Source organism: Pseudomonas sp. H2_A10, assembly GCF_054680085.1.
Map to the genome: position 1 here is coordinate 3,017,901 of NZ_CP162821.1, position 13,366 is coordinate 3,031,266.

Annotated in this window: 10 protein-coding genes and 2 pseudogenes; 4 read left to right on the plus strand and 8 right to left on the minus strand. The window is 63.1% G+C overall.

The features are described 5' to 3' along the window. The 6 genes and pseudogenes from AB4O23_RS14085 to AB4O23_RS14110 form a co-directional block, all read right to left on the minus strand. Positions 1–1,203: an ABC transporter substrate-binding protein gene (locus AB4O23_RS14085; RefSeq protein WP_017527016.1), complete on the minus strand. Its 1,203-nt coding sequence runs from the start codon at positions 1,201–1,203 to the stop codon at positions 1–3. A gap of 101 nt (positions 1,204–1,304) precedes the next feature. Further along, complete coding sequence (locus AB4O23_RS14090; protein WP_017527017.1) at positions 1,305–2,075, minus strand: FadR/GntR family transcriptional regulator; 771 nt, start codon at positions 2,073–2,075, stop codon at positions 1,305–1,307. 17 nt (positions 2,076–2,092) lie between these two features. Continuing rightward, entirely contained in the window at positions 2,093–2,932 is an 840-nt protein-coding gene (locus tag AB4O23_RS14095) for an alpha/beta fold hydrolase (protein WP_267864508.1), read from the minus strand. A gap of 104 nt (positions 2,933–3,036) precedes the next feature. Further along, positions 3,037–4,449: an efflux transporter outer membrane subunit gene (locus AB4O23_RS14100; protein WP_460089222.1), complete on the minus strand. Its 1,413-nt coding sequence runs from the start codon at positions 4,447–4,449 to the stop codon at positions 3,037–3,039. Next, positions 4,442–6,412 (minus strand): MacB family efflux pump subunit, encoded by a 1,971-nt coding sequence (locus AB4O23_RS14105; protein WP_017527020.1) that lies wholly within the window; start codon positions 6,410–6,412, stop codon positions 4,442–4,444. The genes AB4O23_RS14100 and AB4O23_RS14105 overlap by 8 nt, the downstream gene beginning before the upstream one ends. Before the next feature lie 84 nt (positions 6,413–6,496). After that, positions 6,497–7,582 (minus strand): annotated as a pseudogene (locus tag AB4O23_RS14110) (efflux RND transporter periplasmic adaptor subunit); the annotation flags it as partial. 259 nt (positions 7,583–7,841) lie between these two features. On the opposite strand from AB4O23_RS14110, the gene AB4O23_RS14115 reads away from it, so the two are divergent. The 4 genes from AB4O23_RS14115 to AB4O23_RS14130 all read left to right on the plus strand — a co-directional run bounded on the left by AB4O23_RS14115 (position 7,842) and on the right by AB4O23_RS14130 (position 11,899). Further along, positions 7,842–8,324: a sigma-70 family RNA polymerase sigma factor gene (locus tag AB4O23_RS14115; protein WP_017527022.1), complete on the plus strand. Its 483-nt coding sequence runs from the start codon at positions 7,842–7,844 to the stop codon at positions 8,322–8,324. A gap of 119 nt (positions 8,325–8,443) precedes the next feature. Continuing rightward, a complete protein-coding gene (locus AB4O23_RS14120; protein WP_017527023.1) occupies positions 8,444–9,781 on the plus strand; it encodes a lysine N(6)-hydroxylase/L-ornithine N(5)-oxygenase family protein in 1,338 nt (445 codons plus the stop codon). Between the two features lie 67 nt (positions 9,782–9,848). Next, on the plus strand, positions 9,849–11,069 hold the full coding sequence (locus AB4O23_RS14125) for a putative DNA modification/repair radical SAM protein (RefSeq protein WP_065877569.1): 1,221 nt from the start codon (positions 9,849–9,851) through the stop codon (positions 11,067–11,069). After that, positions 11,066–11,899, plus strand: coding sequence for a TIGR03915 family putative DNA repair protein (locus AB4O23_RS14130; RefSeq protein ID WP_017527025.1), 834 nt, complete (start codon positions 11,066–11,068; stop codon positions 11,897–11,899). Before AB4O23_RS14125 ends, AB4O23_RS14130 begins: the two co-directional genes overlap by 4 nt. 131 nt (positions 11,900–12,030) lie before the next feature. On the opposite strand, the gene AB4O23_RS14135 is transcribed toward AB4O23_RS14130, so the two are convergent. Next, a complete protein-coding gene (locus AB4O23_RS14135) occupies positions 12,031–12,528 on the minus strand; it encodes an Lrp/AsnC family transcriptional regulator (RefSeq protein ID WP_017527026.1) in 498 nt (165 codons plus the stop codon). A gap of 5 nt (positions 12,529–12,533) precedes the next feature. Then, positions 12,534–13,365: pseudogene (locus AB4O23_RS14140) on the minus strand (ABC transporter ATP-binding protein). Position 13,366: the final 1 nt, after the last annotated feature.

The following is a 13,366-nucleotide window of genomic DNA, read 5'->3' on the forward strand; positions in this document are numbered from 1 at the left end:
TCAGGCGAGCGTGCAGCCCGTGGCGTCTACCGGTGGGAACGATTGGCCGGCGCTGAGCACCTTGGCCAGGTCGTCCTTGTCGGCCATATCAGCCGTGGCTTTGCCGATCAGCAGGTAGTAGTCCTTGATCACCTGGTGGTCGCCTGCGCGGATCGACTCCTTGCCGGTCGGGCCCTCGAAGCTCAGGCCCTGCATGGCCTTGGCCACGGTCGGCCCGTCGAAGCTGCCGGTGGCGATGATGCTGTCCAGCATGACCTTGGTGCTGATGTAGTCGGCGGCCAGCGGGTAGGTGGGGTTGATGCCGTATTTGGCTTTCGTCAGCTTGACCAGCTCGCGGTTGAGCGGGGTGTCGACCTGGTGCCAGTACTGCGCGCCGAGGTACACGCCTTCGAGCACATCGCTGCCCAGTTCCTGGAATTGGTCAAGCCCGGCGGACCACACCAGCAGCACTTTCATGCGCTCCTTGATGCCGAAATTCACCGCCTGGCGCAGGGTGTTGGACGACTGGCTGCCAAAGTTGAGCAGCACCAGCACGTCGGGCCTGGTTGAGATGGCGTTGGTCAGGTAGCCGGAAAATTCCTGTTCCTGCAATGAGTGGTAGCTGTTGCCGACGTGCTCCAGGCCGTGCTCTTTGAGCACCGTCTTTGCGCCTTCGAGCAGCGCTTCGCCGAACACATATTGCGGGGTGATGGTGTACCAGCGCTTGGCGTCGGGCAGCAGTTTGATCAGCGGCACCATGGTTTGGCGGATCGCGCCGTAGGTGGGCACCGACCAGCGGAACGTCGCCTTGTTGCAGTCCTTGCCGGTGACTTCATCGGCGCCCACCGGGGTCATGAACACGCCACCCACCTTGTCGACTTCCTTGGCCACCGCAAGGGCTGATGACGACAGGGTGCAGCCCTGGAAGAATCGCGCGCCATCCTGCTGGATGGCCTCTTGCACCTTACGCACGGCCTTGCCGGCATTGCCTTCGGTGTCGATGACTTTGTAGTTGAGCGGGCGCCCGAGAATCTCGGGATGCTGTTCCACCGCCAGGCGCGACCCCATGTCGGCAAACTTGCCATAGCTGGCAAAAGCGCCGGACATGGACTTGAGGCCGTAAAAGGTAAAGGGCTCGGCGGCGAATGCCGAACGCACGCTCAGCGGGAGGCTGAGGGCGGCTGCGGCGGTAAGACTGGCTTTCAATAACGTACGACGCTGCATGGGGTGACTCCCTGGTTTAGTTATTGGCAGGAGCGGCAAGGGCGATACGGTGAAGCTGGGGCCTGTGGGCAGGCGTTTTTTATTGGGGTAACGCGGTGTATTCAGTGGTTGTGATCGAACTCCAGCAGAAAGTGCGGGCTGACCTGGCCTTCCAGCGCGGTCATATGGTGTTCGGCATCGCACATGTGGTCATGCATCAGGCTGCGCACCGCGCTTTCATCCCCGGCGCGAAAGGCGATCAGCAGCTGTTTGTGATAGTCCAGGTTGGCCGCGTCGAACTGTTTGCGCTTGGGTTTGTAGGCTTTTTTCAGCACCACGAGGTCGCGCAACAGGTCATTGAGAAACTGCGCCATAAAGCTCAGCAACGGGTTGGGGCAGGCCTTGGCCAGCAGGTTGTGAAACTCCAGTTCCGCCAGGCGCTGTTCGCGCTGGCCGGCCTCGCTGTCTTCCGGGTCGCTGCAAAAATCCACGTTGTCCTGCAAGGCCTGAAAGTCGTTTTCACTCAAACGCCCGAGCACGGAGACCGCCAGTTCCACCTCGATCACCTTGCGCAGTTGGTACACCTGCTCGCCGTCCAGATGCTGGAAGTGCAGGTAGTTGCGCAAGGCGCGGCTGGCGGGTTCGGTGCCGGCCTGGTTCAGGTACGCGCCGCCGCTGGGGCCAGTGCGTGTACTCACCAAACCTTCCACTTCCAGGGCCTTGAGCGCCTCGCGGGCCGAGCCTTTGGAGCACTGGAAACTTTCCATCAGCTCGCGCTCGGTGGGCAGGCGGTCGCCGGGTTTCAAGGCATCGGTGACGATGGAGCGCTTGACCGACTCGACAATCACATCGGAGAGCTTCTGGCGTTTGCGTCGCAGCGGTCGGCTTAGCATGGGTTCGATTTATCGTATTAATGCGGATAAATAGCACTTAATAACGATTGGCACGGAGCGTCAACGCAGCGCGTCGTTTTCGGGGCAAGGAGGTCGTAAACGGCGTGCTGTCCCCCGTCATCTGAACCCACACAGCGGGTCGACGGTGGCGGCTGTTTGCCATACGCCAGAAAGGCCCCGACCCATTGGGTCACGCAACGGTTGGCGCCGGGTTTGGCGGGTTCCTTGAGGTGCAGTTGTTGCACTTGAGGCGCGTCCGTCATGCCGCGTTCGCCGTTGACCAGCACCATGCGCGCGACGCGTTCGGGAAACAGCGCCGCGTAGCGGTTGCCCAGGCGCGTGGCGGCGGCGTTACCCAGGTAGTGCAGTTGTGCGTCGCCCAGTTGGGTGCGTACGAATTCCAAGTCGCGTGCGGCTTGTTCGACATCCTCATCGCGGCCCAGGTCGCGCGTGCCCAGCTCAATCACGTCGTAGCGGTTGAGCAATGTGCGATAGGCGCTGGCCGCGGAAGCCCCCCACTGGCTGGCCAGTTGAATGGCGAAGGTGCCGCCGCTGTTGGGGTGTGGCGGGTCGCCGGACTGGGCGAATACCACACCCTCGCGGTTCAACGGCTCGCGGGCACCGACCCGGGTCAGGTAGAGGTTCAGGTGGCCTTGCCTGGGAGCGGCATGGTTACGCGGTACGCTCACGATGCCGCACTGGGTGCGCGCCAGTACCTCGGGGTCCAGACGCTGCGCGGTGGGGAGGGGGCAGTCCAGCAGCCAGTCGATCGCGGTGGGCCTGATCAGCGGCTCGGCATGGCCAAGGCCTGCGGCCAGCCAGAGACAGCCCCAGGCGAGGTGCTTTGCGACAGTCATCGGGAGGTCCTGGGCAGCCGTGTTAGGGCGGCTTTTTTACCAAGGACCCCGGTCTAAAGAATGTAGGGTGAGAAGACAGCTTGTGTAGGATTTTGGATTTTTTATCAGTGTTCGCTTTGCCAGCCACCCCCCAATGCCTTGTACAACCCGATGCTGGCTTGCAGGCGCGACAGACGCAATTGCACATGGGCGTCCTGGGCGGCGTACAGGGTGCGTTGGGTTTCCAGTACCGTCAGCAGGTCTTCGGCACCCGCCTGGTAGCGGCTTTCGGCGATCTGGAAGGCGGTCTGCGCCTGTTGCAGTTCTTCTGCCTGCCATTCGCGCTGCTGGTTCAGGCGCGTGATGCTGCTGAGGGATTTTTCCACATCGGCAAACCCATTGATGATTGCGCCGCGATAGGTTTGCAACAGTTCATCCTGGCGCGCACGGGCCTTGTCGCGCTCGGCGCTTAAACGACCGTTGTTGAAGATCGGCCCCACCAGGTCGGCGGTCAGGGTGTAGTAAGGGCTGCGCAGGATGTCCAGGGCTTTGTAGGCGTCGGAGCCAAAGGTCGCGCCGAGGGTCACGGCCGGCAGCATGGCGGCGCGGGCCACTGTGACGTTGGCTTGCGCCGCCGAGAGTTCCGCTTCGGCCTTGGCGATATCCGGTCGGCGGCTGAGCAGTTGGCTGGGCAGGCCGGCGCCGATGGTCGGCCAGGTCAGGGCCTGGAAAGGTTCGGTGCCCAGGTCCAGGGCTTGCACCGGTTGGCCGAGGAGGGCGGCGAGGGTGATCCGGGATTCTTCGGCCAGTTGGGCAAGCAATGGCAACTGGCGCTGTTGGCTGGCCACCAGGCTTTTCTGCTGGGCCAATTCCAGGGCGGTGGCGGAACCTGCGTCATAGCGGGTTTGCACCAGCTTGAGCACATTGCGCGCATTGGCCAGGTTCAACTCGGCGATCTGCTGGCGCTGGCGGGTGGCCAGGGTTTGTGCGTAGCGGTCGGCCACGTTGCTGACCAGGGTCAGCTCCACGGTGGCGCGGTCGAATTCGCTGGCGCGCAGGCTGTGCAGGGCGCTGTCGCGGGCGGCGGCGCGGCCGCCCCAGAAGTCCACTTCGTAACTGGCGGCAAGGTTGACGCCGAAGCCGTCGACCGTGCGTTCGCTGGGCGAGGCATCCAGGTTCGGGCCGCCGGGCCCGCGCATCAGTTTCTGGTGGCTGGTGCTCAGGTCGAACTTCACCTCGGGCAACAGCGGCGCCCCGGCGATCACCGCCGTGGCCTGGGCCTGGCGCACGCGAGCCATGGCCGCGGCCACGTCAACGCTGTCATGCCGGGCCTGAACGACCAGGCGGTTGAGTTGCGGGCTGCCGAACTGCGCCCACCATTGTGGGTGGGCGGTCTGGGCGGCTTCGCCCCCGACGTATTGCCAGGCCGCCGGCGGCGTGATTTCGCTGTCGACGGCCGCAGGGTTGCCGGCGCAGGCGCCGAGCAACAGGCACAGGCTGAGCACGCACGGGTGAGCGGGGATGGGTCGTTTATTCACTGGTCAACGCCTTAACCGGATCGAGCCGGGCAGCTTTACGGGCCGGCATAAAGCCGAATACGACGCCGGTGACCAGCGCACAACCAAATGCGCCGAGTACCGCCACCAAGGAAAACTGCACCGCCACCTTGGCCAGCACCAACACGCCACCCACCAGCAGCGCCAGGGCGATACCGCACAGGCCGCCGACCACCGAGAGCATCACCGCTTCGGTGAGGAACTGGCGCAGGATGTCGCGCTGGCGGGCGCCGGTGGCCATGCGGATGCCGATCTCACGGGTGCGCTCGCGCACGGTCATCAGCATGATGTTCATGACACCGATCCCTCCCACCAGCAGCGAAATCGCGGCAATCGAACCGAGCATCAGCGACAGGGTGTTCTGGGTACGCGCTTCGGCCTGGATCATCGCGGCGTTGTTGGTCAACTCGTAGTCGCGTTTACCGTTGTGCAGCTTTTGCATCAACTGGTCGATCGCCACTTCGGTTTCGTGAACCCGACGCGCATCAGCGGCGGCAATCACCACGTATTCGGGGTTGTAGCTGCCGAACAGGCGCACGCTGGCGGCGGTGTAGGGGATGGCGATGCGGTCGTCGCTGTCCTTGTCGCCGGAGGCGGCGCCTTTTTCCGCGAGCACGCCGATCACTTGGAAGGGCACGTTTTCAATCAGGATGTACTGGCCGATCGGGTTGACCGGGGCCTTGAACAGCCGCTGGCGGATACGATGGCCGATCACGGCGACCGTGGCGCCGGTGCGTTCGTCGGCGGCGGTGAAATAGCTGCCCTCGACCACTGGCCAGTTGAAGATGTCCGGGAAGTTGGTGTCGTTGCCGCCCACATAGGCCATGTAGTCGAGGTTGCCATAGCGCACGCCGGCTGCGCTGCCGTTGACCGGCATGATGCGCTTGACCTGAGGCAACGCCGCCAGCGCCGCGACGTCACTGAGCGTAATCACCCCCGGCGGCGTGCGCGGGTTGGGCGATGCGCCGCTCAGGTAGAGGATGTTGGAGCCGAACGCGCCCATTTGCGCCATGACCTGGCGTTTGCTGCCTTCGCCGACCGCCAGCATTACCACCACCGAGGCCACGCCGATGATGATCCCCAGCAGGGTCAGCGCCGTGCGAAAACGGTTGATCCACATGACGCGCCAGGCCGCTTGCACGGCATCCACCACTTCGGCCTTCCAGGCGCCATTGTGTTCGACGCCGTCGCTCAGCCGCCGGCGCAGGTCCACGGCTTGCAGGGCGCCGCTGTGGGCGATAGGGGCGAGCGGGCGGTGCTCGGCCGAATCGCTGATGATCAGGCCGTCACGAATCTCGATGATGCGGTTGGCTCGCGCCGCCACCTCGCGGTCGTGGGTAATCAGGATGACCACATGGCCCTGGCCGGCCAGTTCGTCCAGCAGGGTCATCACCTCGGCGCCGCTGTGGCTGTCGAGGGCGCCGGTGGGTTCATCGGCGAGGATGATATGGCCGCCGTTCATCAGGGCGCGGGCAATCGAGACCCGTTGCTGCTGCCCGCCGGACAGTTGATGAGGACGGTTGCCGGTGCGCTCCGCCAGGCCCAGGCGGGTGAGCAGGGCGGTGGCCCGGGCCTGGCGCTCGGCGGTACTGGTACCGGCATAGATCGCCGGCATTTCGACGTTTTCCTGGGCCGAGCCCGAGGGGATCAGGTGGTAGCCCTGGAAGACGAAGCCAAACGCCTCGCGACGCAGCCAGGCCAGCTCGTCGCTGTCCAGATGGGCGACGTTTTCCCCGGCGAACAGGTAGTCGCCCGCACTCGGGCGGTCGAGGCAACCGAGGATGTTCATCAAGGTGGACTTGCCGGAACCGGAAGCGCCGACGATGGCGACAAACTCGCCGGCGTGGATCGACAGGTCGATGCCACGCAAGACGTCGACCTGCGGGCTGTCGCCGCCGCCGTAGGATTTGCGGATGTGCTTGAGTTCAATCAGCGGTGTGGTCAATTCAACCCCGGTGCCGTCGGCTGGGCCGATCACCAGGTGATCGCCTTCGCTCAGGCCGCCGAGTACCTGCACCCGCAGGCGGTCGCTGAGGCCCAGTTGCACTTCGCGCTCTTCGATGCGCCCGTTCGGCAGGACCACCCGGGCGATCTGCTTGTCGGTGCTGCCGTTGCCGAGCAGCGCGGCAACCGGCGCGGTGAGTGTGTCCTTGGCTTGGCCGGCGACAAAAAACACCTGGGTGGTCATTTCCGCCATCAAGGCATTGTCGCTGTTGTCCACATCCAGCAGCACGGTGTACAGCACCACGCGGCCGGTGCCGCTTTTGCCGAAACCGTTGGGGCTGCCGCTGCCCTGGGTCTCGCTCAAGGGCTTGGGCGGGATCGGCAGGATCTGCCGCACAGTGCTGGCCCAACGCCGGTTGCCGCCGCTCAGCGTGGTGAAATACGCGGTCATGCCGGGTTTGACGTGGCCGATATCGGCCTCCGACACTTCAGCCCACACGGTCATCGGCGACAACTTGGCGATACGCAGGATCAGCGGCGTTTGCTGCTGGGCGTTGAGGGTCTGGCCGACCCGCGCGTCCACCGCAACCACTGTGCCGCTCATCGGCGCATAGATGCGTGTATAGCCCAGCTCGGCCTCATCGCTGCGCAGGCTGGCCTGGGCCTGGAGAATCTGCGCCTGGAACATGTCGACCCGGGCCTGGGTGGCGTTCAATTGCGCCTTGGCGGTTTGCACATCCTCTTCGCGGGTGGCGTTGCCGGCCACCAGGCGCTGCTGGCGTTGGTACTTCTGGCGGGCCAGTGCGTGCTGGGCCTGTTGCTCCCGAAACTGGGCCTTGAGGTTTTCGATGGCATAGCGGCTGGCGTCGAGCTTGGCTTTTTGCGTGGACGGGTCGATCTCCACCAGCAATTGGCCTTCCTGGACCTGATCGCCGGCCTCGACGTGGATCTTGCGAATCTGCCCGGAGGCCTGGGCGCCGACATCCACGTAACGCCGTGGTTGCAGAGTGCCCAGGGCGGTCACGCTGTTTTCGATAGTGCCGCGCGTGACGGCGACGGTGGTCAGCGTATCGCGACCCGGCGGCAGTACCTGCCAGGCGGCGACGGCAAGCACGGGGATCAGGCACGCTACAACAAGCAGGGCGCGTCGGGCAGGTCGAGGGCGTTTCATGCTTAGGTTCCAGCCGGGAAAGTTCGGAGCGCGGTTGCGCGGAGCTGACAGTTAAACGAGAAAAATGCCCGAGGATTTAGGCCGTTACACACCGTGTAACAGGTGGAATACGCAAAAAAATCGACCGCTGGCGTAAGACTTCTTTAAAAGTAGATGAGAATTACTATAAATTGCACTTGGTCAAACTGCCATTACCCAATCGGCTGTCATTTTCAGGTGCTCAAGGAACGGATACCGCCCCTTTCGGCGGACGGGAGTCATGTTGGAAAACTACTATCGCGAGCTGGTGTGTTTCCTCAACGCCAAGCTGGGCAACCGTCAGGTGGCCGAAGATGTGGTGCATGACGCTTATGTGCGGGTACTCGAGCGTTCCAGCGACACCCCCATCGATCAGCCGCGCGCGTTTCTATACCGCACCGCGCTCAACCTGGTGATCGATGGCCATCGGCGCAATGCCCTGCGTCAGCACGAACCGCTGGAAACCCTCGACAGCGAAGAGCGCTTTTCTGCCACTTCCCCCCATGCCAGTCACGACCAGAGCCAGCGCCTGGAGCTGCTTGAGCGCGCCCTGGCCGAGTTGCCGGCGGCCTGTCGCAACAGCTTCCTGCTGCGCAAGCTCGATGGTTTGACTCATCTGCAAATCGCCGAGCGCCTGAATATTTCCCGCGCACTGGTGGAAAAACACATCGTCAATGCCATGAAACATTGCCGCGTGCGGATGCGCGAGTGGGACGCGCACTGATCGCCGATCAGTTAAATTTTATTTCACTGTCCTCGTTTCCTATCAACACACGACCTGTTGTGCAGGTCTTGAAGGTATTCCCCGCCCCATCGCCAGGGGCTTATCCAGAGGACACTGGAATGACACAGGCAATTGCTTCGCCCGCGGTTCACGACCTTATCGGTATCGGTTTCGGCCCATCGAACCTGGCGCTGGCCATCGCCCTGCAGGAACGCGAGAAAACCCAGGGCAAACTGGATGCGTTGTTTCTCGACAAGCAGGCCGACTACCGCTGGCACGGCAATACCCTGGTGACCCAGAGCGAACTGCAGATTTCGTTCCTCAAGGACCTGGTGACCCTGCGCAACCCCACCAGCCCGTACTCCTTTGTCAATTATCTGAAAGCCCACGATCGCCTGGTCGACTTCATTAACCTGGGCACCTTTTATCCGTGCCGCATGGAATACAACGACTACCTGCGCTGGGTCGCGGCGCAATTCCAGGGCCAGGGCCGATATGGCGAAGAAGTGCTGGCGATCGAACCGATCCTGCATCAGCAGCAGGTCGAGGCGCTGCGTGTGATTTCCCGCGATGCCCTGGGCGAGCAGCATGTGCGCACCACCCGTTCGGTGGTGGTCAGCGCCGGCGGCACCCCTCGGGTACCCGAGGCATTCAAGGCGCTCAGGGACGACGGCCGCGTGTTCCACCACTCGCAATACCTGGCGCGCATGGCGCAGCAGCCGTGTGTCGAGGGCAAGGCGATGCGTATCGCGATCATCGGCGGTGGCCAGAGCGCTGCCGAGGCCTTTATCGACCTCAATGACAGCTACCCGTCGGTGCAGGTCGACATGATCCTGCGCGGCTCGGCGCTCAAGCCGGCCGATGATAGCCCGTTCGTCAATGAGGTGTTCTCGCCGGCCTTTACCGACCTGGTGTTCCAGCAGGTCGGCGCCGAGCGTGAGCGGCTGGTCGCCGAGTACCAGAACACCAACTATTCGGTGGTGGACCTGGACCTGATCGAACGTATCTACGGGATTTTCTACCGCCAGAAAGTCTCCGGTATTGCCCGCCATGCGTTCCGCACCATGACCGTGGTCGAAAAGGCTGTGGCGGGCCCGCTGGGTGTGGAGTTGACCCTGCGCAACAATGCCACCGGCGAGGTCACCGTCAATCACTACGATGCCGTGGTGTTGGCCACCGGTTACGAGCGCCAGATGCACCGCGAACTGCTGGCGCCGCTGGAAGCCTACATGGGTGACTTCGAAGTGGCCCGTGACTACCGCATCGTGACCGATGAGCGCTGCAAGGCCGGCATCTACATCCAGGGGTTCAGCCAGGCCAGCCACGGGTTGAGCGACACGCTGTTGTCGATCCTGCCGATTCGCGCCGATGAAATTGCTGCGTCGTTGTACGAAAACGACCGTAACCGCGGCAAGGGCCGCTCGGTGCAGGACCTGTTGCTGGCCTCCGCCAGCTGACGGGCTGCGCTTGTGAGCCGAAGGGTTGGCTGATACTGTACAAAAAACCAGTATCAGGCAGCCCTCCATGCAGTTGATCGAAAAACTCAGCATTCTCGCCGACGCCGCCAAGTACGACGCTTCGTGCGCCAGCAGCGGCGCGCCCAAGCGCAGCTCCGAGGGCAAGGCGGGGCTGGGTTCCACCGATGGCATGGGCATCTGCCATAGCTACACACCCGATGGGCGCTGCGTATCGCTGCTCAAGGTGTTGCTCACCAACTTCTGTCTCTACGACTGCCAATACTGCGTCAACCGCCGCTCCAGCGATGTGCCCCGTGCACGTTTCAGCCCGGAGGAGGTGGTGTCCCTGACCCTGGATTTCTACCGGCGCAATTGCGTCAGCGGGTTGTTTCTCAGCTCCGGCATCATCCGTTCGGCCGACTACACCATGGAGCAGTTGGTGCGCGTGGCCAAGCTGTTGCGCCAAGAGCATGACTTTCGCGGTTATATCCACCTCAAGACCATCCCTGAAGCCGACCCGGCGCTGATTGCCGAGGCCGGGCGCTATGCCGATCGCCTCAGTGTGAACATCGAGCTGCCCACTGACGCCAGCCTGCGGACGTTGGCGCCGGAGAAGCAGATCGGCTCGATCAAGCAGGCCATGCAGACCATCTATACCGGCGAGCAGACCGTCTTCAACGAACCCCGCGCGCCACGGTTTGCACCGGCTGGGCAGAGCACGCAGATGATCGTCGGCGCCGACGACACCGACGACAGCACCATCCTCCACGGTGCCGAGGCGTTGTACGGCAACTTCAAGTTGCGCCGCGTGTATTACTCGGCGTTCAGCCCCATTCCCAACAGCCCCAAGAGCGTGCCCCTGGCGGCGCCGCCGCTGATGCGCGAGCACCGTTTGTATCAGGCGGATTTTCTGCTGCGCAGCTATGGCTTCAACGCGGGCGAACTGTTCCAGGGCCCTGGCCATTTGGCGTTGGACATCGATCCCAAGCTGGCCTGGGCCCTGGAGCATCGCGAGGTGTTCCCGCTGGACCTGAACCGCGCCGAACCCACCCTGATCGCGCGTATCCCAGGCATTGGCCTGCGCACCACCCAGCGGCTGGTGGACCTGCGCCGCGAGCGCAAGATCCGCTTCGAAGACCTGACCCGCATGCGTTGCGTGCTGGCCAAGGCCAAGCCGTTTTTCATCACCAGCGACTACCACCCGCAACAGGCTGAAAGCACCAGCGTGCTGCTGCGCGAACAACTGCGTGACCGCCCGCAGCCGCAGCAGATGGGGTTGTGGGGATGATCAGCCTGGAATGCGACAACCTGTTCAGCACCTGGCGCGAACAGGCGCGCTGGTTGCTCAGCCATCAGGTCGACCCCAGCCAGGTCTGTTGGGGCGAGGCCGAGGTGGCGGACCTGTTTGCCACCGATGAGCCGATACCCACCGGGCTTGGGCCGTTTCAGGCGCGGATCCCCAAAGCGTTGATCGAGCTGCTTGAATCAGCCGCCTGCTACCACGGCGATCAACGCTGGAGCCTGTTGTACGAAGTGCTATGGCGGGTCAGCCATGGGGATCGCACGGCGATGCTGGCAGGTGACAAATTGGGCAGCGAGTTGCAGCGGCGCATCAAGCAGGTCAGCCGTGAAGCCCATCACCTGCACGCGTTTGTGCGGTTCATTGCGCTGCCAGCCGAGGCGGGGCCGCAGTTGCCGGAGTACGTAGCCTGGCACGAACCGGCTCATGACATCCTTAAACCCGCCAGCCAGCATTTTGTCGGGCGCATGGGGCGTCATCGCTGGATGATCGCCACGCCATTGGACGCGGTGTATTACGACGGCGAGCAATTGATTCACGAGCGCCAATGTCCCGAAGCCTGGCGCCAGCTGGCGCAAACTGTTGAAGACCCGCACAGCGCCATGTGGTTGACGTACTACAGCCATATTTTCAATCCGGCGCGGCTGAACCCCAAGGTGATGGAGGGGCACCTGCCAAGTCGGTTCTGGAAGAACCTGCCGGAGGGCAAGCTGATACCGGGGTTGATCAGCGAGGCGCGTACCGGCAAGCAAAAGGATGGGCAGGCGAAGCTGGTTGGCGCTAGACCCGGCAAACGTATTTCAAGCGGGCAGGGTTAAAAATCTGGGAGGCTTGACCCGATGCCAGTCAGTTAAGGGTGGGCAAAAAGTAACCTGTGGCGAGCGGGCGGGTGACTATCTAACTGATGCCCCCCGCCCACATTAAATCTCCAGTGTTGTGGGGCGGACGATCAGGTCAGTTCAGTGGCGGTGTTCTTGACGACCGCGAGTTCGGGATGCGCCACGAGCTTGTCGATATGCAGCTCATCATTGTTCAACCAGGTCTCCGTCAGCACCCGGTAATGCTCCATGTCCCGGCAGCGCATCCTCAGGCTGTAGTCAAACGGCCCGCTGATCAACTGGCATTCGAACACCTGGGGGCACGCTTTCACGCAGGCCTCGAACGCCCTTTGTGCCGAGCGCCCGCTTTGGTTGGACAAGGCCACCAGCACCAGCAGCGACAGCCCCGGTGAGACCATCTGCACATCGATGATCGCCCCGTACCCACGGATCACCCCGCGTCGCTCCAGCTTGCGCACCCGTTCCAGGCAGGGCCTGGGGGTGAGATGCACCAGCGACGAGAGCTTTTCGTAGGTGATACGCCCCTGATGGCGCAGTACTTCGATGATTGCCTCATCGATGCGGTCCAGCGCGGGGGAGGTATGGGGTCCGTTGGCCTTGGTATCCATGGGTTTCACTTCAAACGGTTGGAAAGAAATTGCTGCAAGCGTTCGCTGTTGGGGTGGTCGAGGATCTCGGCACCGCCTTGTTCCTCGACCCTACCCTGATGCAGGAACAGCACTTGGCTGGACACCTGGCGGGCAAAGCCCATCTCGTGGGTGACCATCAGCATGGTACGGCCTTCCTCGGCCAACGTCTGTATGACTTTGAGGACTTCTCCTACAAGTTCTGGGTCCAGTGCGGAGGTGGGTTCGTCGAACAGGATAATTTCCGGTTCCATCGCCAGGGCGCGTGCGATGGCCACGCGCTGTTGCTGGCCGCCGGACAGAAATGCCGGGTATTGATCCGCCACGCGGCCGGGCAGAGCCGACTTTGTCCAGGTACAGGCGCGCACGTTGTTCCGCCTCGGCCGCGCTCACCCCCAGCACTCGGCGCGGGGCCATGGTGATGTTCTCCAGCACGGTCATGTGGCTCCACAGGTTGAAGTGCTGGAACACCATGGCCAGGCGCGTGCGCAGGTTCTGCAATTGCGCCTGATGCGGTGCGCGGGTACCTGCGCGGCCTTGTTGCATTTGAATGCTGATGCCGTCCAGGGTGATGACCCCGGCGTCCGGCTGTTCCAGAAAGTTGATGCAGCGCAGCAGGGTGCTTTTGCCCGAGCCGCTGGCGCCGATCAGGCTGATCACATCGCCGTGGCGGGCGTTGAGGGACACGCCCTTGAGCACCTCGTGTTCGCCGTAGCGTTTATGGATGCCTTCGACCTGGAGCTTGACGGCAGCGGTTGCGGTTTTGGCCGCGGGAATATCGACAGGATAGGTGGCCAGGGCCTGCGCGGACTGATTCATG